Origin of the sequence: Candidatus Palauibacter irciniicola (assembly GCF_965208695.1) — a bacterium.
Lineage (GTDB): Bacteria > Gemmatimonadota > Gemmatimonadetes > Palauibacterales > Palauibacteraceae > Palauibacter > Palauibacter irciniicola.
The window spans coordinates 116,366-139,582 of the sequence record NZ_OZ242352.1 but is presented as its reverse complement, the minus strand read 5'-3'; the positions used below and the strand labels follow the sequence as shown (position 1 = coordinate 139,582).

The following is a 23,217-nucleotide window of genomic DNA, read 5'->3' as shown; positions in this document are numbered from 1 at the left end:
CCGTGAGACGAGCCACTCGATTCGGTTCGGAACGCGGAGTTCAGCCTTGAAGCGACGTATCGGTTCATTCAAGCCGGGGGGCCCGGCGACGTGGGTCCTCCCGATCTTCGGCGCCGTCGCCGCATTGGGGTGCGGGCAGGCGGAGGCGGGATCGCAGATGGAGGACGCGCCGCCGGCCGACGCGGACGCCGAGGCGCAAATGGCCGCCAACCGACTCTCCGCGGAGGAAGCCGCGGAAGGCTTCGAACTCCTCTTCGACGGGGAGTCGCTCGACGCGTGGCGGGGATTCCGGATGGATGATGTCCCCGCGGGCTGGAGCGCGAAGGAGGGCGCGCTCGCCTTCACGCCCGGCGTCGGGGGCGGGACGCTCATCACGCGCGAGACGTACACGGACTTCGACCTGCGCCTCGAGTGGAAGGTCGGCGAGGGCGGCAACAGCGGGATCTTCTTCGGCATCTCCGAGAACACCGAACGCGCGTTCGAGTCGGGCCCGGAGATGCAGGTTCTCGACAACGCGGGGCACTACGACGGAGGCGATCCGCTCACGTCGGCGGGATCGAACTACGGTCTGCACGCGCCTCCCGAGGATGTCTCGAACCCGGCCGGCGAGTGGAACGAGGTCCGGATCGTCCGCCACGGCAACCAGGTCGTCCACTGGCTGAACGGCGTCCAGGTCGTCGAGTACGAGATCGCCTCGCCCGAATGGGAGGAGTTGGTGGCGGGGAGCAAGTTCGTGGAGTGGCCGGACTACGGCCGGCACCACGAGGGCCACCTCGGCGTCCAGGACCACGGCGACCCCGTCTGGTACCGCAACATCCGCGTCCGCCGCCTGTAGCTGCGTTCCCTGACGGAACGCCGAGGCCTCAGGGGATATCGAAGACGAATCCGACCTGCCCGGCCAGTTGTGATGTAGTGGTCTTGCGACGGTCGTCCCTGATGTCCGCCAACCCGAGGTAGTGAATCAGTTCGAGGGCCAGACCGACATCATCGCTGATTGCCATCTCCATTCCGCCGCCGAGTGCCAGTCCGTAGTCGTAACGGTCAACACTCCTGTCACGGTCGGCGCACGGATCGTTCCGATACCTGCACCATGTGATCAATCCGAACCACGGTCCGGCGAGCATGCCGAACTCGACGAGACCTGCCGACGTCTCCACCGAAGCATGGAGCAGCGCGGAGAACTGGGCATAACTCATCTCCAGTTGGTTGCGTGGGTGCGCCAGGTTGGTCGTCGTCCAAGGCGTCCCGCGAACGAACCCCGCATCAGGCTGATTGGGATTCGAATTCTCTCCACCGCGAGGCGCATACGCCGCGCCGAGCCGCATGCCGAGGAGGCCGCTCAGGGGGAACGTCACATCCGCGGCGGCGATGGTCCTGGTGATGGATTCGGGGTACCCGGGGGAGACCCCGTTCACAGCGATTCCGGTCCGAATTCCCAACTGCATCTGCGCCGCCGCTGGCACCGCGACCAGCAGAAGGCAAATGACCAACAGGATTCTACGCATGGCGTGCCTCCCTCCCCGCGTTGAGGCGTGTGCCTCTCTGCCATACGTAGAACGTTCGGACTCGGCCGCGGTTGACGGTCTCCGGTTGGAGCCGGGGGGGCGCCCGTGTACCTTTGGTGGCCTTCCGCCGGCCCCGCGGCCGGCTGTGGGTCCCGGTACCGCTGTGAGGCGTTCGAGGTGAGCCAGCTCCAACCAGTCCCGACCCCCGAGGGTGCCGCCGCCGCGCCTCCGCTCAGGCGCGAGGCGATCGCGACGGCCGACCGGATCGTCCTCAAGGTGGGGACGGGCGTCGTCACGCACGACGATGGGACGATCGCCCTCTCACGCCTCTTCCGCGTCGTGGAGAGCGCGAGCCGCCTGCGGCGGCAGGGTCGGGAGGTCCTCATCGTGACCTCGGGTGCGGTGGGACTCGGACGGGTCGCCCTCCAGCTTCCCGAACCGCCCGAGACGGCCCAACTGAAGCAGACGTGCGCCGCCATCGGCCAGAGCCGGCTCATGGAACTCTACCAGCAGGGGTTCGCCCGGCTCGGCGTCACCTGCGCGCAGATCCTCATCACGTGGACGGACTTCGACGACCGGGTGCGCTACCTGAACCTGCACGAGACGCTGCAGAGTCTCTTCCGGCTCGGCGTCGTCCCCGTCGTGAACGAGAACGACGCCATCTCGCTGAACGATCGGGTGTACCGGGGAACCGGCAAGCGGCCGATCTTCGACGACAACGACCGGCTCGGGGCGCTCGTCGCGAGCGAACTGGCGGCGGATCTGATCGTGCTCCTCACGGACGTGCCGGGCGTCATGACGGCCGACCCCCGGCGCGACCCGGACGCGCGGCTCGTCGGCCGGATCGACCGGCCCGATGAGCACGGACTCGATGTCGACGGCCGTTCCGGGCCCGGCCGGGGCGGGATGGCGAGCAAGCTGGAGGCGGCCCGGATCGCGTCGCGCGGGGGCTGCCACACCGTCATCGCGTCGGGTGTCGATCCGGGCGCGCTCGACCGCGTGCTGGCCGGCGAGGAGGAGGGGACGTGGATCCCGCCGCGTGCCGCCCTCTCCTCGCGCAGCCGCTGGATCGCGTACTGTTCCCACCCGCGCGGGACGCTGGTCCTGGCGGAGGGGGGCGCCGAACGTCTACAGGGCGGCGAGTCGCTGAGAGCCGGGGACGTCGTGCGGGCGGAAGGCGAGTTCCGGCGCGGCGACGTGGTCGAGGTTCGGGCGCTCGACGGATCCCTGGTCGGACGGGGCGTTGTCGCGCTCGAGTCGCGGCTCGTCCTCCAGGCGATCTCCCACAAGGCGGGGGCCGGCGTCCAGGTCGTGGGGCGGGAGCATCTCATCCTCAAGGAATCCTGATGGAAGCAACGACACTGAAGCGGGAAGCGACGGAGACGCGGGAACCGATGGAGACGCTGAGGGAGCGGGCGGCCGGAGTACGGGCGGCGCAACGCACCATCGGAAGTGCCGAGGCGGAGCGCCGGACGGCGGCGCTGCGCGCGCTGAAAGCGGTGCTGGTCCGGTCGCGGGCCGAGATCTCGCGGGCGAACGACGAGGATCTGGCGCGCGCGGCGGAGGAAGGGCTTTCCGGGTCCCTCCTCCACCGGCTGGGGCTCCCGGAGGCCAAGTTCGAAAGCCTGCTGGAAGGGATCGATGCGCTCGTCGAAGGCGAGGATCCGATCGATCGCGTCCTCACGCGCACGGAACTCGACGAGGGGCTCGTGCTCGAACGGGTGCGCAGCCCGCTCGGCGTCCTGCTCATCATCTTCGAGAGCCGGCCCGACGCGGTGATCCAGATCGGATCGCTCGCCATCCGCTCCGGGAACGGCGTGATCATGAAGGGCGGCCGCGAGGCGGCCCGCTCCAACGAGGTGCTCGTCGGCTGTCTGCAGCGGGCCCTCGAGGAAGCCGGCCTCGATCGCCGCGCCGTCCTCGGCGTTCCGGACCGCCGGGATGTCGACGAACTGCTCGCTCTGGACGACCTCATCGACCTCGTGATCCCGCGGGGGTCGGGGGCACTGGTCCGCTCGATCCAGGAGCGGAGCCGGATTCCCGTGCTGGGGCACGCGGAGGGCGTGTGCCATCTCTACGTGGACGCGTCGGCGGATCCGGAGATGGCGCTACGGCTCGCCGTGGACGGAAAGTGCGACTACCCGGCGGCCTGCAACGCGACCGAGACGCTGCTCGTGCACGAGACCTTCCTGCCGCGGCTCGAACCGATCGGCGAGGCGCTCCGCGAGCGCGGCGTCGAACTCCGCTGCGATGAGCCCTCCCGCCAGGTCCTGCCGTGGGCCGAGGCCGCGTCCGAGGAGGACTGGGGACTCGAGTTCGGCGACCTCACGCTGGCGGTGCGGACCGTGGCGGGCCTGGAAGAAGCCGTCGACTTCATCCACACCTACGGGAGCAGTCACACGGACGCGATCGTGGCCGAGGACCCGGCCGTGGCGGAACGGTTCCTGAAGGCCGTGGATGCGGCGAGCGTGTTCCACAACGCGAGCACCCGCTTCGCGGACGGATTCCGCTACGGGCTCGGGGCGGAGGTCGGGATCAGCACGGCCCGCATCCACGCCCGGGGCCCGGTCGGCGTCGAGGGCCTCCTCACGACGCGCTGGCTGTTGCGCGGCGAAGGGCAGGGCGCCGCGGACTACGGTCCCGGCAAGCGCAGCTTCACCCACCGCCCCCTGGACAGCTAGGCACGGCGCTCCTCCCGAGTCCCCACCCCTCCGGCACCAGTCCCCGGAGCGGGCCGTTGCACGACGCGCTCCAACGCACGACGCTTCGGAGGCGGGAGCGGGGCGGAGCGTCGCGGCGGGGCGTCAGCGGAAGGCGGAGTTCGCGTGCAGGTCCACCTCATCGACGGCACGTACGAGTTGTTCCGGCACTTCTACGGAGCGCCATCGGCTAAAAACGCCGGTGGCCACGAGGTCGGGGCGGCGCGCGGGGTCGTGGCTTCGATGTTCGGCCTGCTCGAGGGCGGCGCCACGCACGTCGCGATCGCCACGGACCGCGTCATCGAGTCCTTTCGCAACGACCTGTGGCCCGGCTACAAGGACGGCTCGGGCATTGACCCGGCGCTCTACTCGCAGTTCCCGCTCGTCGAGGAGGCGCTCGCCTCGGCGGGGTTCGTCGTGTGGCCGATGGTGGAGCACGAGGCGGACGACGCGATGGCCGCCGGCGCCGCGATGGCCGCCGCGGACCCGCGCGTGGAGCGCGTCTACATCTGCACGCCGGACAAGGACCTCGCCCAGTGCGTGGAAGACGACCGCATCGTGCAGTTCGACCGGCGGCAGCGGCTCCTCCGCGACGAAGCCGGCGTCGTCGAGAAGTTCGGCGTCCCTCCCGCGGCGATCCCCGACTGGCTGGCCCTCGTGGGCGATTCCGCGGACGGATTCCCCGGCATCCGCGGCTTCGGCGCCAAGACGGCGGCTGCCGTCCTCGCGCGCTATGGCCGCATCGAGGACATCCCCTCGGACGGACGAGATTGGGACGTCTCCGTGCGCGGTCCCGAACGCCTCGCCCAAACGCTGCGCAACGGGTTGGACGACGCGCTCCTTTTCCGCCGCCTCGCGACGCTCGTCCGGGACGCCCCGGTGTCAGCGAGCGTGGACGATCTGGAATGGACGGGACCCCGCGACGACTTCGACCTCGTCGCCACGATACTCGACGCCCCGGACCTTCCCCCTCGTGCGGAGCGCCTCGCGGCAGCGCGCCCGGAGCCGCCCGGCTAGTCGCTGATCGGCGGCACGGCCTCCATCAGGAGGGCGATCGCGGCTCGCAGGTTCTCTCCGCCCGGCCCCTGGCCCGTGTACTTGCCGAGGCGCGTGATGACGAGGCCGCGCGCGGGGATGAACACGGTGTACTGGCCGCCGGCCCCCGCGAAGGCGCCGTAGTCGTCCTCGATCGGGAAGCCGAGGTCCTTCCACACGAAGCCGCCGCCGTAGACCGGCCGCCCGTCCGTGATCCAGGCCGGGGCGACCTCCATCGCGTAGTCGACGTAGCCCTCCGGGAGGATGCGCTCGCCCTCCCACACGCCGTCCTGCAGGTAGAGGTTGCCGAGCCGCGCCCAGTCGCGCGCGGAGCCGAACTCGTAGCCCTGCGTGAGGAAGTTCCCGTTCGGGTCCGTCTCCATGATGAAGTTCCGGATCCCGAGCTTGTCGAACAGGTTGCGCTGCGGGAAGGCGTGATAGTCGTCGCCGCGGCCCTCGACGCCGAGGCGGACCAGGTAGTTCGTCAGCGCCGGGTCGGTGTTCCGGTACCGTCCCACCGTGTTCGGCTCCCACTGCTGCGGGCGCGTCGCGGCCCACTCGAAGGCGTTCTCTCCCGTATAGAGATAGAGGTGGTCGGGATACCCCATGTCTTCCGTATAATCCGGGTCCTGCGGCGCGACGATCCGGATCCCGCTCGACATCCGCATGATGTCGGCGATGCGGATGTTCTTCCTCTCATCGTCCTGCCATTCCGGGATCGGGGCGCGCTGCCACAGGCCGTACACGCCCTGCTGGATGAGGACGGCCATCAGCGTCCCGGTGAGCGACTTCCCCTTCGACCAGCTCTCGAACGGGGTGTGCATGTCGACGCCGGGGCCGTACCCCTCGCCGATGATTCTTCCCTGGTAGGTGACGACGAAGCCGAGCGTCATCCCCTCCTGGTCCATCGCGATCTCGACCGCCTCCTGGACCTTGTCCATGTCGATCTCGGGCGGGTACGGCTCGTCCGGGAGCACGTCGCCCATGGGCCACGGCGTGGTGGCCGGATCCGGGGTCATCGGCTCGACGACGGAGGGCGTGAAGTAGATCGAGTCTCGGCCCAGGGGCTGCGTGATGCAGCCCTGGCTGCCGTACAGCTTGGCCGTGCGCGTGATCCCCGAGCCGAGCGTGAGGCTCACCGTCTGCGCCTCCATGTCCACGACCGTGTCGACGACCGCGCCCCGGTGCTGGAAGGGCGCCGTGAAGCCGCCCACGTTGGCGGCGGCGTCGCGCCAGTCGAGTCCGGTGATGAAGGTCCCGGAGCAGAGCGTCTTCGCGAAGCCCGCCGTGTGGTGCACGATGGGCTCGCCCGGGGGCGGATCCCACTCGGTCGGAAGCTCGAGCGCCTCCCCGCGCGCGATCAGGCTCTCGTCGGAGCCGTCGCCGGGCGGGACCTCCTGCGTAGACCCGGTGGCCTCGTCGCCGCCGTCCTCCGGCGCGCAGGCCAGAAGGCCGAACAGGGAGATGGAGAGCGCACAGCAGAGGTGCGTCACGAACGTTCGATCGGGGGCGCGGCGCATGGAGTCCTCCGGATAGGGGTCGGCGCTGTCCGGCTGAACGTGCGGCGGACGAGGGAGGCTGACAAGCGGGTCGCCCGGCCCCTCGGCGGAGGCCGGGCGTTCCCGCGGGAACGTTTCGGGCTTCCTCGCCTTACGGCTGCACGATCTTGTAGTCGGCGGGCGGCTGGGAGCCCATGAGGTGTTCGATGAAGTAGTCCCACGTGCGCCGGATCAGGTACGGCTCGCGGGCGTAGCCGTGGTTGCGGTTCGGGAACACGAGCATGTCGAACGTCTTGTTCGCCTCGATGAGGGCGTCGGCCACGAGCAGCGTCATGTTCGGGTGCACGTTGTCATCCAGCGACCCGTAGTGGAGCAGCAGCTTCCCCTTGAGGTTCGAGGCGATGTTCTGGTTCGCCTGCGAGTCGAAGCTGTCCGTCCCGTCCGGGTAGCGCTCCAGCAGCCCGTGGTACTTCTCTCCCCACGGGAAGTGGTAGCCCCGCTGGTCGTGATTCCCCGCTCCCGACACGGCGACCTTGAAGAAGTCGGGGAAGCTCAGGATGGCGTCGGTGGAGGAGAAACCGCCCCCGGAGTGGCCGAAGATCCCCACCCGGTCGATGTCGATGGGATAGCGGAGCGCCAACGCCTTGAGCGCCGAGACGTGATCCGGGATCCCGTTGTCCCGCATGTCCCCGTAGTAGCTCTCGTGGAAGGCCTTGGAGCGGTACGGCGTGCCCATGGCGTCGACCGCGAAGGTGATGAACCCGAGCTGGGCGAGGGCGTGGCCCTGGCCGCGCGGCCCCGTCGTGAAGCCCGGCGACCGGATGGGACCGATCTGGGGTCCCGGATAGATGTAGTCGATGACGGGATAGACCTTGCCGTCTTCCATGTTCGCCGGCAGCCACAGGAAGCCGTACACGTCGGTCACCCCGTCCCGGGCCTTGGCGGAGAATCGCACCGGGGGCTCCCAGCCGGCCTCGAGGAGCGGGCCGATATCGGCCTCTTCGACCGTCATCACGGCACGGCCCGAACGGTCGCGGAGGACCGTGACGGGGGCCGTCGCGCGCGTGGAATAGGTGTCCACGAAGTGGCGGCCGTCGGGCGAGACCGTGACGTCGTGGTGCATGTCCTCGGGTGAAAGGAGCGTCACCCCGCCGCCATCGAGCGACGCCCGGTAGAGGTGGTGCTGGTAGGGGTCGCGTCCGGGCTCGCGGCCCACGGCGGTGAAGTAGACCTGCCGCGCGTCCTCGTCGACGGCCAGGAGCTGGACGACGAGCCAGGACCCCTGCGTGATCCGGTTCTTCATCTCCCCGGTGGCGAGGTCGTGCAGGTAGAGGTGCCCCCAGCCCTCGCGCTCGGAGAACCAGACGAACTCGGTCCCGTTGTCGAGCACGCGCCAGTTGTAGGGCGTGCGGAGCTGGTTCAGTTCCACCCACGTGTCCCCGCTCTCGACGATGACCTCGCGGGCCGCGCCCGTTTCCGCGTCGACCTCGACCAGCGTCTGGCTCTTGAAGTCGCGCGAGTGGTGCGAGAACCAGACGCGGCCGCCGTCCGGCGACCACTGGGTGGCGTGCCAGGTCGTGTCCGCGCTGCCGAAGTAGCCGGGCACGGGATCATAGTCGGCCTTCACGGACGCGCCGGTCTCGGCGTCGAACACATACAGTTCCCACGTGGGGACGATGGAGTCGCCGGGGAGCGCGTACCGGTAGCTGTGGAGGACGGGGCGGCCGGTGGCCGTTTCGAGCAGGTGCAGCGATTCGACGTCCTGCTCGTTGTAGCGGTGCGTGGCGATGCGGCGTCCGTCCGGCGACCACTCGGCCACGGGCGGCGGCCTGAAGCCCCTGCGACGGTTCGAGATCTCCGAGCAGCAGCCCTCCGGCGCGACGCCGTAGCCCCAGTGCGGCTCGCCATCGGTCGAGAGCCGGCGTTCCTCGTCGGTGTCGGTGTCCCGCACCCACAGGTTCTCGTCGCGGGAGAAGACGGCGCGGCCGCCGCCGGAGTACTCGATCTCGTGCGTGGCCTGCGCGACCGAGTCCGGGCCGGTGCAGCGGTAGGCGCCGACGTCGCAGTCCCAGCGCTCGTAGGTATCCGTCCAGAAGCGGATCCCGCCGGAGTCGTTGAACTCGAACTCGTCGAAGGGGAGATCCGTCGCCTCGTGGCTCCCGTCGGAGGCCTCGGAGAGCGCGGCCGCGAGGCGGTCGTGGTCGAAGGCGGGCGCCCGCGTGCGGGCCGTGGCGTCGACCATGATGAACTCGTGGCCTCCGAACACCTGGTTCCGATACCAGAAGCGGTTCGCGTCGACCCAGCGCGGGGCGACCGTCGCGCCGGAGGTGAGCTTCTCCGCGTTCCAGAAGAGAAACTGCTCCGCGCGTGCGTATTCGCTCGCCGTCACCGCGTCGGGGGCGTGGGGCCGCGACTGGGCGTGAGCGGCCGGTGGCGCCGCAGCGAGCGCGATGGCGGCGACGGCGGCAAGGACGGCGAGCACGAGGGATGATGGGGCCGAGATCGAGAGGCGTTTCACGGGATCCTCCTGGGTTTCCTGGCTGGCAGCCCGAGGCAAAGGCCCTGCCGCGAGCCGCTGGGAACAGAATAGATCGAAGCGTTCGCCCGCCGGTAGGGTTGCGGGATTCGGGGGAGTCGCCGCGCCGTTGCGGACGGCGACGAGGCGGCGCTAGCGTGCCCGCCGACCCCATCCGAGGAGTTTTCCGTGGATACGACCTCGTCCTCCGTGCGCCCGAAGCGGCTCTTCCTGGCCAGTTGCGTGTCGCTCATCGCGACCTCCGTCACCTTCGCGGTGGTCGGCGCGGTCATGCTCACGCTGAAGGGCGAATTCACCCTCACGAACTACGAGGTCGGCCTCATCGGCGGGGCGGCGATCTGGGGCTTCGCGGTGTCTCAGGTCCTCTTCGCACCCTTCTGCGACACACTGGGGATGCGCCTCCTGCTCCGGCTCGCCTTCGCGTGCCATCTCCTCGGGGCGCTCGTCCTGATCACGGCCGGCGGCTTCTGGCAGGCGTTCATCGGAGCGCTGACGCTGGCGCTGGGGAACGGGCTGGTCGAGGCCGCCTGCAACCCGCTGGTGGCGGCGCTCTATCCGGATCAAAAGACGGTCAAGCTGAACCAGTTCCACGTCTGGTTCCCGGGCGGGATCGTGATCGGCTCCGTGCTCGCCTTCGGTCTCGAATCGGTGGGGCTCACCGCGTGGCAGCTGAAGATCGGCCTCATCCTCATCCCCACCCTCATCTACGGCCACCTGATGTGGCGGGAGGAGTTTCCGCCGACGGAGGGCGTCCGCGCCGGGGTGAGCATGGAGGAGATGTTCCTGGCGACGTTCACGACGCCGCTCATGATCCTGATGCTGGTCTGCATGGCGATCACGGCCTCGACGGAACTGGGGCCGAACCGCTGGGTGCCGCCGGTGCTCGAGGCGGGCGGGATCCCGGGGATCCTCGTGCTGGCGTGGATCAACGGTCTGATGGCGGTCCTCCGCTACAAGGCGGGATTCGCGGTCGAACGGCTCTCGCCGCCGGGGGTGCTGGCGGCGAGCGCGGCGGTCTCCGTCGTGGGACTGCTGTGGCTCAGCTACGCGGAGACGACGGCGATGGCTTTCGCCTCGGCGACCGTGTTCGCGGTCGGCGTGTGCTACTTCTGGCCGACGATGCTCGGCTTCGTGTCGGAGCGCGTGCCGCGTTCCGGCGCTCTCGGGCTGGGGATGATGGGGGCGACCGGGATGGCGGTCGTCGGGCTGTGGACGACGCCCTGGATGGGAAGCATCGCCGACGAGGTGGGGCACGAGCGGCTCCCGGCGGTCGAGACGCGGGCGCTCTTCGCCGATGCGGCGGCGGCCTTCGCCGGGGCCGACGAGAGCACCGCCCCGGACCTGGCGGCGGCGGGCGACGCGGTGGGCGAGGCGCTCGCCGGCGTGGGGCCGGACGGCGCGCTGCCGGAGTCGGTCACGGCGAACGCGTTGCGGGCGATCATCAACTCCGGTGGGGATGAGGCGCTGGCGGAGCGGGCCAACGCCATTCTCGGGCCGGCGGACAACTACGGGGGACGGGTTTCGTTCCGGTACATCCTTCCGTTCACGGGAGCGCTCATCCTCATCTTCGGGTTCCTCTATTCGCGCGACCGGCGGGCCGGCGGATACCGGGCCGTTCGGATCGGGACGGAGTCGGGCGACGGATGAGGCGACGCCTCAGCTACGGGATGGTGGGGGGCGGACCCGGCGCCTTCATCGGAGACGTGCACCGGATGGCCGCGGAACTGGACGGTCTCGCGCGGATCGCGGCCGGCGCCTTCTCGTCGGACCCGGAGCGGTCGGCGGCCAAGGGAGCCGAGATCGGACTGGACCCGGCCCGCGTGTACGGCAGCTACGGGGAGATGGCGGCGGCCGAAGCGGCGCGCGCCGGAAACGACCGGCTGGACTTCGTGATCGTCGTCACGCCGAACCACCTCCATTTCGACGTCTCGCGGACCTTCCTCGAGGCGGGCTTCCACGTCGTGTGCGACAAGCCGTTGACGACGGAACTCGGAGACGCGGAAGCCCTGTGCCGGCTCGTGGCCGCCGGGGATCGCGTGTTCGCCCTCACGCACAACTACGGCGGCTACCCGATGGTCAAGGACGCACGCCATCTGGTTCGCGGCGGGACGCTCGGGGAGATCCGCCGCGTTCAACTCGAGTACTTCCAGGGGTGGCTGGCGACGCCGCTCGAGGAGACGGGTCACCCGCAGGCGGCGTGGCGCACCGATCCGGCGCGGGCGGGGGTGGCCGGGGCGCTGGGGGACATCGGGACGCACGCGCATCACCTGGCCCGCTACGTGACCGGGCTGGAGGTCGAGGCGCTGTGCGGCGAGCTGACGACGTTCGTGCCGGGGCGGCGTCTCGAGGACGACGCGAGCCTGCTCATGCGCTGGAGCGGCGGGGTGCGGGGGACGCTCACGGTGTCGCAGGTGGCGGCGGGCGAGGAGAACGGGCTCGCGATCCGCGTGTTCGGGAGCGAGGGCTCGATCGCCTGGCGGCACGGCGACGCGGAGACGCTGTGGCACCGGACGCCGGACGGGCGGGCGCGCGCACGGCGGCGGGGGCACGGCTGGATCTCGCCCGAGGCCGCGCGGGCGTCGCGGGTCCCGCCGGGTCATCCGGAGGGGTTCATTGAGGGATTCGGGAACCTGTACCGGAACGTGATCTCGACCATCGGCGCGCTCGACGAGGGGCGGACGCCGGACGGGGCGGAGCTCGACTTCCCCACGGTGTGGGACGGGGCGCGCGGGGTTCATTTCCTCGAGCGGGCGGTGGAGAGCGGGCGGCGCGGCGCGTGGGTGGACGCGCGCTACGAACCGCCGGGAGAGCCGCCTGCCGAACGCGAGGAGCCCGGGGAGTCGACGCGATGAGTGCACGACCGATCACGCTGTTCACCGGCCAGTGGGCGGACATGCCGCTGGAGACGCTCGCGGCCAGGGCGGCCGAGTGGGGCTACGACGGGCTCGAGCTTGCCTGCTGGGGGGACCACTTCGACGTCGTGCGCGCGACAGAGGAGGACGGCTACGCGGCCGGGCAGCGCGACCTGCTGGCGGCCCACGGCCTCGAGGTGCACGCGATCTCCAACCACCTCGTCGGCCAGGCCGTGTGCGACCCGATCGACGCCCGCCACCAGCTCATTCTGCCGGAGCGCGTGTGGGGCGACGGCGACCCCGAGGCCGTGCGGCGGCGGGCCGCGGCGGAAATGAGCCGGTCGGCGGCCGCGGCGGCTGCGCTCGGCGTCCCGGTCGTGAACGGCTTCACCGGCAGCTCGATCTGGGCCGCCGCCTACGCCTTCCCCCCGCACCCGCCCGGCTTCGTGGAGGCCGGCTTCGCCGACTTCGCCGACCGCTGGAACCCGATCCTCGACGCCTTCGACGCGGCCGGCGTGAAGTTCGCCCTCGAGGTGCACCCGACGGAGATCGCCTTCGACGCGGCCAGCGCGGCGCGCGCCGTGGAGGCCGTGGCGGGTCACGCCGCGTTCGGCTTCAACTACGACCCCAGCCACCTCGCCTACCAGGGCGTGGACTACGTCGGCTTCATCCTCGAGTTCGGCGACCGCATCCACCACGCCCACATGAAGGACGTGTGGTGGTCCGACACCCCGCGCCGCTCCGGCGCCTTCGGCGGCCACCTCGACTTCGGGCACGCGGACCGCGGCTGGGACTTCCGCTCCATCGGGCGCGGCCGCGTGGACTTCGAGGAGACCCTGCGCGCCCTCGACCGCGTCGGCTACAGCGGCCCCCTCTCGATCGAGTGGGAGGACAGCGGCATGGACCGCGAACACGGCGCCCGGGAAGCGTGCGAACGGCTCCGCGCCCTGACCTTCCCCCCCTCCGCCACCGCCTTCGACGCCGCCTTCTCCAAGGACTGACCTCTACGTCGCGACGGGGGCGGAACCCCGGAGACTCGTTGCGGCATGACACGTCATGAGCATAATATACTCATGTTATGAGTACGAGACTGCAGGTGGTGATGCCGGAGGCGGAGCTGGATGAGATCCGCGATGCGGCGCGGCGCAACCGCGTCACGGTGTCGGCGTGGGTGCGGCGGGCGTTGCGGGAGGCGCGCGAACGCGAGTTGAGGGGCGGCGCCGTCTTCGCGGTGCGCGAGGCGGAGCCGCGATACGGCGCCGCCGAGTCCGCCGGCCTGCGGTTCGTCGATCTGGAAGTGAGACTGCCGGAGCGTGACCTGGAGGCGGTGCGCAAGCGGTACGGACGAGCCAATTGGTCGGCGGCCGTGAAGGAAGCGGTGTTCCGCCAGTCCTTCGTCCCGATGACGAAGGAGGAGGCACTCGCCATGCGAGGCGCGGGATGGGCGGGAGACCTGGACGAAATGCGAGACGGCAACACGGTCGAGCCCCTGTGATCGTCGACACGTCCGCGTGGATCGAGTACCTGCGCCGCACGGAGAGCCCCTTCGACCTCTGCCTGGACGACGCCGTACGGGCCGGAAATGCGATCGCCACGCCCGCTCCCGCGGTCCTGGAACTCCTTTCAGGCTGTCGCAACGAAACCGAGGAGTCGGATCTGTTGAAGCTGCTCGGCCGCTTCGAGATCCTGGTCCCCGACTCGCTGGGCCAGTTCCAGAGCGCGGCGCGGATCTACCGCACGTGTCAGCGGGCGGGACGTACGATTCGGTCCCTGGTAGACTGCCTCGTCGCCGCCGCGGCCCTGGATGCGCGTCGCCCGCTGCTGGCCCGGAATCGCGACTTCGATACCATCGCCCGCCACACGGAACTCGAACTCGTCGTTCCGACGGCGCCGGCACCAAAGCCCTGAGGCCAGGCCCCTCGGCCGCTCGAGGCGCCGCTCGACACAACCGGGCTTCAGCGCGGGCTGCTACGGCGGAGCGGGGCCCCAGAGTGCATTCACGCCCATCTGGTAGGGGACCACGAGGCCGTCGCCCGTGCGCTCACCGTCAGGCATGGCGAGGAGCGGCGTTCGATCGGGGTAGGCTTCGATGAGGCGCGCGTTCGCTTCGGGGCCGAGATCCCGGGCCCACAGCACGCCAGAGCCGCCGAGGCCCGGCAGGTCGCCACGCCACAGGTAATCGGTGAGGCCGAGACGGCCGAGCCGATCCGAGCCGATCTCCCGCTGGCAACGATCCACGACCTCTTCCGGCCGCTGCGCGCCCACGAGGGCGCCCTCCAGGCGGCACGGATCGAACTGGTTGATGAGCGCTCGGACGCTGTCGAGCCTCATGGGCCGCGCGGCGAGCCGGGCCCCGATCCGGTCCTGCCAGGATTCGTGCACGAACACGAGCGAGGGGCCGGGCTCCGTGACCTCGGGAACGGGCACGACGCGGCCCGTCAAGCGCACGACGCGCCCCCGGCCCCCCGCCGCGAGACCGTAGCCGATGGCGATGAGCACGAGGACGGCGACCGCGTCCGAGAGCCAGTCGCGGCGGGTTGCGCGCGCGAGGCCGATCGTCGCCAGCACGAGGAGCGCGCACCAGGCGGGGACGGCTTCGCCGAGCATGCGCGGGCCGACGATGAGGTCGTGATGCCAGTACAGCGCGCTCGCCAGGACGGGGAGCAGCGCCCACGCGGCGAGGATGCGCTCGCCGCGCTCCAGGCGGCGCGCGAGGAGAAGGTAGAGTCCGATGAGCGCGGCAACCGGCAGCACGGTGCCGAGGAGTTCGCGCCCGAGCGAAATGAGTTCGGTCGACGTGTAGCCGAGCGCCTGCGTGAAGCCGTATACGCGGCCCCAGGGGTCGACGTGGAAGCCGAGGCCGTGGCTGGGGCCGGCGGCGGCCGTGTAGCCGAGGGTGAGCGGGCTGCCGAAGAAGCGGGCGTTGAACCAGCCGAAGCCGACCGCGAACGGGAGGCCGCCCAGGGCCCACCAGGCGAAGCGGCGCAGAAGCCACGGCCGGTGCAGGCCCGGTTCCTGCCGCGGCGCGGTGAGCCACACGCCGGCCGTCACGGCGGCGCCGATGAGCAGGCCGGAGATGGGGCGCGTCGTGACCATGAAGCCCATCGCGCCGCCCGCCGCCAGCGCCCACACGGCCCGGCCCGTCTCGGCCCGGAGCGACAGCCAGAGGGCGAGCGCGGCGAAGGCCGCGACCGTGGCGTGGTTCATGTAGGTCCCGGCGAGGGCCAGCAGCATGGGGCTCGTGACGGCGAGCAGGGCGCCGAGCCGCGCTGCCGCAATCCGACCCGGCAGAAGGCGCTCGAAGGAGAGGACGGAGAAGACGCCGAGCACTCCCATGGTCGCCGCCACCGCGATCCATGGACCACCCAGCCTGATGCCGCCGGCGAGCCACAGGGCGTGGGCCGGCGGATACTGGGACACCCACCCGGCCGCCGTTTGCACCATGAACTGGATCGTCCAGAACTCGGGCATCGCGAGGGGAGGGCCGGAGAGCTTTCCGCCCGCGAAATAGCGGGCCTGCACGAGTTGCACGTTCGCGTCGTTGAAGATCGCGCGTCCATCGAAGACCAGCAGCACAACCGCGGCCGTGAGCGCGGCGCCGAGGAGCCCCGTGAACGCGGCCGCGGACCACGTCGGCGGACGTGCAATGACCCGACCGATCCGGGAGAGGACACGCGACACGCTCCCCTTCCCGAACACGCCGGCAAGGATGGCGGCCCCGAGGGCGAGGAGGGTCCACACAGCGGTCGACGCGCCCCACGTGTGCGCCCAGTAGTCCAGCCCCGCGCGGCGCATGGGCACATCGAGCGGCGTGGTGGATCCGTCGGGATCGAGAATCAGAAACACGGGGACGGCGACGAGCACGACCAGACAGAGTCCCAGGATCCGCCGACCCGCATCGAGGAATACGTTCATGCCGGAGAAGCTACACCCGCGCTGTCCGTCTGTCTGCGATCCCTGGCGGCGCTTGACTCGCACCGCACCCGATCTACCTTTCCCGCCCCGTCGCACACCTCCAACGCGGATCCGATGTCACTCGCATGTCACTCGTAGCGCTGACCGATGTCGTGAAGAGGTTCGGCGAGACCGTTGCGGTCGATTCCGCGACGTTCTCGATCGACCGCGGCGAAGTCGTCGGCTTCCTCGGGCCGAACGGCGCGGGCAAGACGACGACCATGCGGCTCCTCACGCAGTACCTCGAACCCGATGGGGGCACGATTTCCATCGATGGCCTGTCCATCGAGGACCACCCGGTCGAACTGCGGCGCCGCATCGGCTACCTGCCCGAGACGAACCCCCTGTACCGGGACATGCTGGCCGGCGAGTACATCACCTTCATGGGCCGGCTGCGCGGGATGGGCGCCAGCGAGATCCGCGCGCGCACCGACGATGTCGTCGCGCAAACCGGCATCGAAGCCGTCTACTACCGTCCGATCAACCAGCTCTCGAAGGGATACCGGCAGCGCGTCGGCCTCGCGCAGGCCATCCTCTCCCAGCCGGAGATCCTGATCCTCGACGAGCCGACCGAAGGGCTCGACCCGAACCAGCGCGTCGAGATCCGCAGCCTCATCCGCGACGTGGGGACCGACCGCACCGTCCTACTGAGCACGCACGTGATGCAGGAGGTGCGGAAGACGTGCTCGCGCGTCGTCATCATCAACGAGGGGCGCATCGTCGCGGATGGCTCGGTCGACGCGCTCGTCGCCGGGCATGGCGGCGCCCGGGTGATCGTCGAACTCGACGCTCCGGCGGACGCCGCCATGGAGGCCATGGGCGACCTCCCCTCCGTGGCCCGGGCCGACACCCTCGAGACGGACGCGGGCGGGCGCTCCCGGTTCGCGGTCGAGGGCGCTTCCGGCGAGGACCCGCGGCCGGACATCTCGCGACTCGCCGCGGCGCGGGGCTGGCCACTGTGGGAACTGCACCTCGCCCAGGCGAGCCTGGAGGATCTCTTCCACCGGCTCACCGCCGAGAGCGCGGGCCCGGCCGACGAGACGGCCGAGGAGCCCGGCCGCGAGCCCCCCGATGCGCCGTCCGACGAAGCACCGGTTGAGGCCACCGAGGAGGGGGACGGATGATCGGCCGCATTCTCACGGTCGCGAAGCGGGAGTTCGCGGGGTATTTCGACCACGCGACGGCCTACATCCTCCTCGTCATCTTCCTCGGGATCAACTTCTATTTCTACTTTCAGGAGGCCTACGTCCTGGGCGAGGCGTCGCTGCGGCCGATGCTGTCCCTCCTCCCGTGGCTCCTGCTCTTCTTCATTCCGGCCGTCTGCATGCGGTCGTTCGCGGAGGAGCGGAACGCGGGGACGCTCGAGCTCGTGCTCGCACAGCCGATCCAGGTCGTGGAGTTCCTGCTCGGCAAGTTCCTCGGCGTCCTCTTCTTCCTGCTGGTCGCCATGGCGGGGACGCTGGGCATCCCGCTCGGCCTCACGTTGGGCGCCGACCTCCAGTGGGGCGTCGTCTTCTCCCAGTACCTGGGGTCGATGTTCCTCATCTCGGCCCTCATCGCGGTCGGCCTGTGGGCGTCCTCGCTCACGAGGAACCAGGTGACCGCGTTCATCATCGGGGTCACGATCAGCTTCGCCCTCTACCTGATCGGACTCCCCACGGTCACCCTCTCCCTCCCCGGCCCGCTCGCGGCGGCGGCGGCGCGCCTCGGCGTGCTCGGGCACTTCTCGAACGTGGCGCGGGGCGTGATCGACCTGCGGGACGTCCTGTACTTCGCGGCCCTCGGGACGGCGTTCCTCTCGCTCACGTATTTTTCCATCATGCGCGAACGCCTGAGCCGCAAACGGCCGGCGTACGGGCGGCTGCGGGTGGGCGTGCTCGGCCTCGTCGGGATCGCGATCTTCGCCGCGCTGGCGGGCGCGCAGTTGCGCGGGCGGCTCGACCTCACGCCCGGCAAGGTCTACACGCTGTCGCCGCCGACGGCCGACCTGCTGCGCGGCGTGGACGACCTCGTCACGCTCAAGCTCTTCCAGTCCGCCGAACTGCCGGCGCAACTGGCGGCGGTAGGCCGGGACGTGGACGATCTGCTCCGGGATCTCGACGCGACCGGCGGCGCCAACGTGAACCTCGTGCGCCTCGACCCCGACGAGGACCCGGACGCGCAGGAGGAGGCGGGGCTGCTCGGCATCCGCCCCGTGCCCTTCCAGGTCATGGCCGATGACGAAGTGTCGTACCAGGAGCGCTACTTTGCGCTCGCGGTCCAGTACGCCGGCGAGAGCCAGATCATCCCGTTCATCCGGCAGACGGCGGACCTCGAGTACCGTCTCGCCTCGATGATCCGCGCCCTCACGCGGCCGGAACGCCCCACCATCGGGGTCCTGACCGGGCACGGCGAACTGAGCCTGGGCGCAGGGCTTCGCCTCGCCCGCGGCCGCCTCGCCCTGGAGTACGACCTGATGGAGTTCCGCGTCGACTCGACGACCGTGGCGGTGCCGGATTCGATCGACGTCATCGTGATCGCGGGCGGCCAGATGCCGCTGGAGCCCGCGGCGGGCGAGATCCTGAGCCGCTTCGTCGACGCAGGCGGCAGCCTCTTCGTGCTGAAATCCGGCGTGACGGCGGACATGCAGGCGCGCTACGCGGGCCCCACCTTCGATCCGGCGCTCGATTCCCTGCTGCAGGCGCGGGGGCTCGGCATCGTCCCGTCGATGGCGTTCGACCTCGAGCTCCACGAACAGGTGCAGGTTCCGTCCAACTTTGGCGCCGTTGTCCTACCGTATCCGCTGTGGACGCTCGCCCAGCCGGCCTCCGGGCACGTGATCGTGGACGGCGTGGCGAACGTGCCGATCCGGTTCGGAAGCCCGCTCCTCGTCGAGGTGGAGGACAGCACCCTGGTCACCCCGCTGCTCACGACCTCGCAGGCAGGGGGACGACTGGCGACTCCGCTCTCGATCGACGCGATGCAGGACTGGGGGGCGGTCATCGCGCCGGATGGACAGCTCTCCGAGGAAGACGTGGCAATGGAGACGCTGGCGGTCGCCTACACCCAACCGGGCGGGGGCCGCATCGTCCTCGCGGGCTCCTCGTCGCTGATCCACGACGAGACGCTTTCGCAATCGATGTCAGGGCTGGCCGGGATGGTCTTCTTCCAGAACGCGATCGACTGGCTCGCCCAGGACGAGGCGCTGATCTCGATCCGGTCCAAGGACCGAGCGCCCCCGCTCCTCCTCTTCCCCAACGAATGGCTCCCGGATCTGACCCGGTACGGGAACCTGGCCGGCGTCCCGCTGCTCTTCGTCCTCGTCGGCGTGCTGCGGCTCGCGCGGCGGCGGCAGGTGCAGCAGCGCTCCTTCACCGAGGGAGGAGCGCTCACATGAACGCGAAGCAGTTGAAGGTCATCGCGATCGTGCTCGGCGTGGCCGTCCTTCTCACCCTGCCCCGGCTGTTCAGGGGCAGCGGCGAGGAGGGGACGCTGGATGTCGGGGACGGCTTCTCCTTCGCGGTGACGGACACCATCGCGGGCGTGGACATCGTGCTCGCGGACGACGCCGGCACGGTGCGTCTCGAGCGGACGGACGCGGGGTGGACGGTCGACGGATACATGGCGGAGGAACCGAAGATCCGCGACCTCCTGGACGTGATCGGGCGGCTCTCCTCGTCGGAACTCGTCGCGCGCAACCCCTCGAATCACGCGGGCCTGGGCGTCGCGGAGGGCGGCCGGCGCGTCGAGGTGCGGACGGCCGGCGGCGACGTGCAGCAGTTCCATCTCGGGGACCGCGACACGCGCTCCGGGGGCTACTTCGTGCGCCTTCCCGCCGACGACGTCGTCTATCGGCTCGACGGTCCGGCCGGAGGCTACCTGAACCGCGACCGCGACGGGTGGCGGCCGCGCCTGATCGCCTCCGTGGACACCGCCGGCGTGCGCGAAGTCCTCATGCGTCGCGGGGACCGGGAGGCCGTGCTGCGCCGGAGCGACGACGGGTGGCTCGCGGGGGACGCGCCGGCGGACTCGGCGCTCGTGCAGCGGCTCCTCTCCATCCTGCCCTCGGTCTCCGCTTCCGGCTTCCCGACGGTGGAGGAAGAGGCGGCCGCCGACTTCACCCTGCCGGACGGATGGGTCGAAGTGTTCTCGGAGGCGTCCGCGGACGTGACGGGCCGGCAACTCGAACTCTCGATCCTCCTGCTGGAGGACGAGGAGCGCGGAGACTGGGTCGCCCGCCTCGCGGACGGCACGGAAGCCTTCCGGCTCTCCAGCCTCACGGTGAACCGCCTGCTCCCGGAGGCGCTCGTCCCCTCCCCCTAGCGGGTCAGCCGGGCTCGGTCATCGCGCGGAAATCGAGGATGCGGTCGAGTTCCGCCGGGGCGACGAGCCCCTGCTCCAGCACGAGTTCCTTCAGCGTGCGGTCTTCCGCGAGGCTGAGCTTGGCCAGTTCGGCCGCCTTGTCGTAGCCGATGACGGGCGCGAGCGCGGTGGCGAGCGCCGCGGTGGATTCCGCGTTCCGCAGGCAGCGCTCTTCGTTCGCCGTGATCCCGCGGACGCAGCGTTCGGCGAACTCGACGCTCGCGGTGGAGAGAATCCGGACGCTCTCGAGCAGGTTGTGGGCCATCACGGGGATCATGACGTTGAGTTCGAGGTTCCCCGACTGCCCGCCCACGACGATGGCCGCGTCGTTGCCGATGACCTGCGCGCAGACCTGGAGCACCGATTCCGCCATCACCGGGTTCACCTTGCCCGGCATGATGGACGAGCCCGGCTGCACCGCGGGGAGGTTGATCTCGCCGAGACCCGTGCGCGGACCGGACGAGAGCCAGCGCAGATCGTTCGCGATCTTGGTCAGGCTCACGGCGACGGTGCGCAGCGCCCCGCTCGCCTCGACCACCGCGTCGCGCGCCGATTGCGCCTCGAAGTGGTTCGACGCCTCCACGAACTCGACCCCGAGGATCTCGCTCAGCGCGGCCGACATCCGCGCGCCGAAGTCGGCGGGCGTGTTGATGCCCGTTCCCACCGCCGTCCCGCCGATGGCGAGTTCCGCGAGCGCGGGACGGACGGCCTCGACGCGCCGGATCCCGTGCCTCACCTGGCTGGCGTAGCCGCCGAACTCCTGTCCCAGGCGGACGGGCGTCGCGTCCTGCAGGTGCGTGCGCCCCGCCTTGGCGATGTGATCGAACTCCTCGGCCTTCTCCGCGAGCGCCGCGCGCAGCCGCTCCAGCGCGGGCAGCAGCTCGCGCTCGATCGCGACCAGTCCCGAGACGTGGGTGGCGGTGGGGATCACATCGTTCGACGACTGCCCCAGGTTGACGTGATCGTTGGGGTGGACGGGGCTCCGCGAACCCACGACTCCGCCCAGCAGCTGGATGGCGCGGTTCGCGATGACTTCGTTCGCGTTCATGTTCGTCGACGTGCCCGACCCGGTCTGGAAGATGTCCAGCACGAAATGGGAATCGAGTGCCCCGGTCATGGCCTCGCCGGCCGCCCGCTCGATCGCCTCGCCGAGATCGGGATCGAGGAGTCCCAGTTCCCGGTTCACGCGGGAAGCCGCCAGCTTGATCGCGCCGAGCGCCTCGATGAAGCGGCGCCCGAAGCGGAGGTCGGAGATGGGGAAGTTCTGGCGGGCCCGCTCCGTCTGCGCTCCGTAGAGCCGGTCGGCGGGGATCGCCATCTCCCCCATGGAGTCCTTCTCTATGCGATGGTCCATGCGTGGGATGTCCGTGGATTCTTGTCGGTTGGTTGCGTGGCTAGAACTCGATGAGGTCTCCGACGCGGATCCCGTTGGCCTCGAACCACCCCTGGTTCATCTCCAGCGCGTACATGGCGGGCGCGGCCGAGTCGTGGGTCTCCGTGGTCTGCGGTTCCATCTGCTGGATGTCGACGATGCGACCCTCGCGGTCGATGTACGCGATGTCGAGGGGTATGAGCGTGTTCTTCATCCAGAAGCCCAGGGTGCGCTGCTCGGGGTAGACGAACAGCATCCCCTGATTCTCCTCGAGCGACTCCCGGTACATCAGTCCGCGCTGGCGCTCGTCGGCGTCGTCGGCGATCTCGACCTGGATCTCGATCCCGCCCACCCGGAGCGGGACCAGTTCCACGGCCTGGGAGACGGCGCCCGTTCCCGTTTCGGCGGCCTGCCCGCCATTCGCAGAGACGTCGGTGTCGCGAACGCCCGCGTCCGCCGAACCGCACGCCGCCAGGAAGGCCACAAGGGCCGCAGGCAGCCCGAATCCGGGCTCTCTCCATCGTTCTCTCAGCATGTCAGATCATCTTCATCCGGGTCGACTCCGTTGCGGCATCCTCCCCCGGAAGGAAAACTAGCAGACGAGGTTGGGGTATGGAACGAGGTGGCGGGGCCGACGGGAGGGGACCAAGGGAAGGGGGAGCGGCATGATTCTTCCGGATGTCAGAGCTTCCTTCGGACGGGATGACGCGGCCCGACTCGTCTACCTGCTCGCCCGCGAGGGCGAAGATCGGACCCGTCTCGAGACGCTGGTCTCGGAGCGGGGGATCGACGCGCTGCTCGATCACCCCAAGGCGCCCGGCGCGCTCGCCGCCGAACCGGGGCTCTCGGCGCTCCCGCTGGCGCTCTTCTCCTACGTGGCGCTGCGTCACAGCCTGCTCGAAGGCGGCGTCGGGTCCCGCCTCATGGCCGACTACGTGACCTCGATCTTCCTCCACTTCGCGAGGGAGGCGCGGGCGCACCGGATCGCCGACTACGACGACCGCGAGTACCGCTATCTCGTCGACCTGGTGGCGGAGATCGCCGAATCGGACGGTCGCCGCGGCTTTCTGCTCAGCGCCCATCTCGGCAACTTCTCGCTCTGGCTGTCGGGTCTCTTCCCGGACTGGATCTGCACGCGGGAGCGACGGAGAGCGGGACCCGACCTCGGGTACTACGAGGCCATGGGCCAGGCCGGCTTCTCACTGGCCGCCGACGCCCCCTTCGCGCGCCGCCAGCAACTCGACGGCTGCTATCGCGACGCCGCAAAGACCTTCACCGCCCTCCGCGTCGCGCTGAACCGCTTTTCGGACCGGTATCTCACGCCCCGGCCGGCCTCCCCCGTCGATCGCCTGCTGAGGCAGGTCGTGGACGACTTCGAGGCGCGCTGGTTGCAGGCGTGACGAGGGCGCTTATCTTCTCAGCGC

The 23,217-nt window shown here is 70.2% G+C and carries 19 protein-coding genes; 13 read left to right on the top strand and 6 right to left on the bottom strand.

The window, feature by feature from the left end:
• The first annotated feature begins 46 nt into the window (after positions 1-46).
• Positions 47-835 (top strand): 3-keto-disaccharide hydrolase, encoded by a 789-nt coding sequence (locus tag ACOGI9_RS00595; RefSeq protein WP_419857982.1) that lies wholly within the window; start codon positions 47-49, stop codon positions 833-835.
• A 28-nt stretch (positions 836-863) separates the two neighbouring features.
• Here the strand turns inward: ACOGI9_RS00595 and ACOGI9_RS00590 are convergent, their stop codons facing one another.
• Positions 864-1,505: a hypothetical protein gene (locus ACOGI9_RS00590; RefSeq protein ID WP_419857981.1), complete on the bottom strand. Its 642-nt coding sequence runs from the start codon at positions 1,503-1,505 to the stop codon at positions 864-866.
• A gap of 177 nt (positions 1,506-1,682) precedes the next feature.
• Between ACOGI9_RS00590 and proB the strand changes: the two genes are divergently transcribed.
• The 3 genes from proB to ACOGI9_RS00575 all read left to right on the top strand — a co-directional run bounded on the left by proB (position 1,683) and on the right by ACOGI9_RS00575 (position 5,221).
• On the top strand, positions 1,683-2,852 hold the full coding sequence (gene proB, locus ACOGI9_RS00585) for a glutamate 5-kinase (protein WP_419857980.1): 1,170 nt from the start codon (positions 1,683-1,685) through the stop codon (positions 2,850-2,852).
• Complete coding sequence (locus ACOGI9_RS00580) at positions 2,852-4,186, top strand: glutamate-5-semialdehyde dehydrogenase (RefSeq protein ID WP_419857979.1); 1,335 nt, start codon at positions 2,852-2,854, stop codon at positions 4,184-4,186. Before proB ends, ACOGI9_RS00580 begins: the two co-directional genes overlap by 1 nt.
• Positions 4,187-4,330: 144 nt before the next feature.
• Positions 4,331-5,221, top strand: coding sequence for a 5'-3' exonuclease (locus ACOGI9_RS00575; RefSeq protein WP_419857978.1), 891 nt, complete (start codon positions 4,331-4,333; stop codon positions 5,219-5,221).
• Here the strand turns inward: ACOGI9_RS00575 and ACOGI9_RS00570 are convergent.
• Both ACOGI9_RS00570 and ACOGI9_RS00565 read right to left on the bottom strand, forming a co-directional pair.
• Entirely contained in the window at positions 5,218-6,759 is a 1,542-nt protein-coding gene (locus ACOGI9_RS00570) for a serine hydrolase domain-containing protein (protein ID WP_419857977.1), read from the bottom strand. The genes ACOGI9_RS00575 and ACOGI9_RS00570 overlap by 4 nt on opposite strands.
• Positions 6,760-6,889: 130 nt before the next feature.
• Positions 6,890-9,256 (bottom strand): DPP IV N-terminal domain-containing protein, encoded by a 2,367-nt coding sequence (locus tag ACOGI9_RS00565; protein WP_419857976.1) that lies wholly within the window; start codon positions 9,254-9,256, stop codon positions 6,890-6,892.
• Positions 9,257-9,442: 186 nt separating this feature from the next.
• On the opposite strand from ACOGI9_RS00565, the gene ACOGI9_RS00560 reads away from it, so the two are divergent.
• The 5 genes from ACOGI9_RS00560 to ACOGI9_RS00540 all read left to right on the top strand — a co-directional run bounded on the left by ACOGI9_RS00560 (position 9,443) and on the right by ACOGI9_RS00540 (position 14,034).
• Positions 9,443-10,921 (top strand): MFS transporter, encoded by a 1,479-nt coding sequence (locus tag ACOGI9_RS00560; protein ID WP_419857975.1) that lies wholly within the window; start codon positions 9,443-9,445, stop codon positions 10,919-10,921.
• The gene (locus ACOGI9_RS00555; RefSeq protein WP_419857974.1) at positions 10,918-12,126 is read left to right on the top strand and encodes a Gfo/Idh/MocA family protein; all 1,209 of its coding nucleotides are present in this window, start codon (positions 10,918-10,920) and stop codon (positions 12,124-12,126) included. Before ACOGI9_RS00560 ends, ACOGI9_RS00555 begins: the two co-directional genes overlap by 4 nt.
• The gene (locus tag ACOGI9_RS00550; RefSeq protein WP_419857973.1) at positions 12,123-13,127 is read left to right on the top strand and encodes a sugar phosphate isomerase/epimerase family protein; all 1,005 of its coding nucleotides are present in this window, start codon (positions 12,123-12,125) and stop codon (positions 13,125-13,127) included. Before ACOGI9_RS00555 ends, ACOGI9_RS00550 begins: the two co-directional genes overlap by 4 nt.
• Before the next feature lie 77 nt (positions 13,128-13,204).
• On the top strand, positions 13,205-13,621 hold the full coding sequence (locus ACOGI9_RS00545; RefSeq protein ID WP_419857972.1) for a hypothetical protein: 417 nt from the start codon (positions 13,205-13,207) through the stop codon (positions 13,619-13,621).
• Positions 13,618-14,034: a PIN domain nuclease gene (locus tag ACOGI9_RS00540; RefSeq protein WP_419857971.1), complete on the top strand. Its 417-nt coding sequence runs from the start codon at positions 13,618-13,620 to the stop codon at positions 14,032-14,034. Before ACOGI9_RS00545 ends, ACOGI9_RS00540 begins: the two co-directional genes overlap by 4 nt.
• A 60-nt stretch (positions 14,035-14,094) precedes the next feature.
• Here the strand turns inward: ACOGI9_RS00540 and ACOGI9_RS00535 are convergent, their stop codons facing one another.
• Complete coding sequence (locus ACOGI9_RS00535; protein WP_419857970.1) at positions 14,095-16,041, bottom strand: hypothetical protein; 1,947 nt, start codon at positions 16,039-16,041, stop codon at positions 14,095-14,097.
• 125 nt (positions 16,042-16,166) lie between these two features.
• On the opposite strand from ACOGI9_RS00535, the gene ACOGI9_RS00530 reads away from it, so the two are divergent.
• From ACOGI9_RS00530 to ACOGI9_RS00520, 3 genes are read left to right on the top strand one after another with little or no spacing between them, the layout of a single operon-like run.
• Positions 16,167-17,204, top strand: a complete 1,038-nt coding sequence (locus ACOGI9_RS00530) for an ATP-binding cassette domain-containing protein (protein WP_419857969.1) — start codon at positions 16,167-16,169, stop codon at positions 17,202-17,204.
• Positions 17,201-19,456 carry a Gldg family protein gene (locus ACOGI9_RS00525; RefSeq protein WP_419857968.1) on the top strand — a complete coding sequence of 752 codons (2,256 nt, stop codon included), beginning with the start codon at positions 17,201-17,203 and terminating at the stop codon, positions 19,454-19,456. Before ACOGI9_RS00530 ends, ACOGI9_RS00525 begins: the two co-directional genes overlap by 4 nt.
• On the top strand, positions 19,453-20,382 hold the full coding sequence (locus ACOGI9_RS00520) for a DUF4340 domain-containing protein (protein ID WP_419857967.1): 930 nt from the start codon (positions 19,453-19,455) through the stop codon (positions 20,380-20,382). Before ACOGI9_RS00525 ends, ACOGI9_RS00520 begins: the two co-directional genes overlap by 4 nt.
• Positions 20,383-20,386: 4 nt before the next feature.
• On the opposite strand, the gene ACOGI9_RS00515 is transcribed toward ACOGI9_RS00520, so the two are convergent.
• A complete protein-coding gene (locus ACOGI9_RS00515; protein ID WP_419857966.1) occupies positions 20,387-21,775 on the bottom strand; it encodes a class II fumarate hydratase in 1,389 nt (462 codons plus the stop codon).
• A gap of 40 nt (positions 21,776-21,815) precedes the next feature.
• Positions 21,816-22,328, bottom strand: a complete 513-nt coding sequence (locus ACOGI9_RS00510; protein ID WP_419857965.1) for a DUF192 domain-containing protein — start codon at positions 22,326-22,328, stop codon at positions 21,816-21,818.
• A 130-nt stretch (positions 22,329-22,458) separates the two neighbouring features.
• On the opposite strand from ACOGI9_RS00510, the gene ACOGI9_RS00505 reads away from it, so the two are divergent.
• Positions 22,459-23,193 carry a hypothetical protein gene (locus tag ACOGI9_RS00505; protein WP_419857964.1) on the top strand — a complete coding sequence of 245 codons (735 nt, stop codon included), beginning with the start codon at positions 22,459-22,461 and terminating at the stop codon, positions 23,191-23,193.
• Positions 23,194-23,217 lie beyond the last annotated feature (24 nt).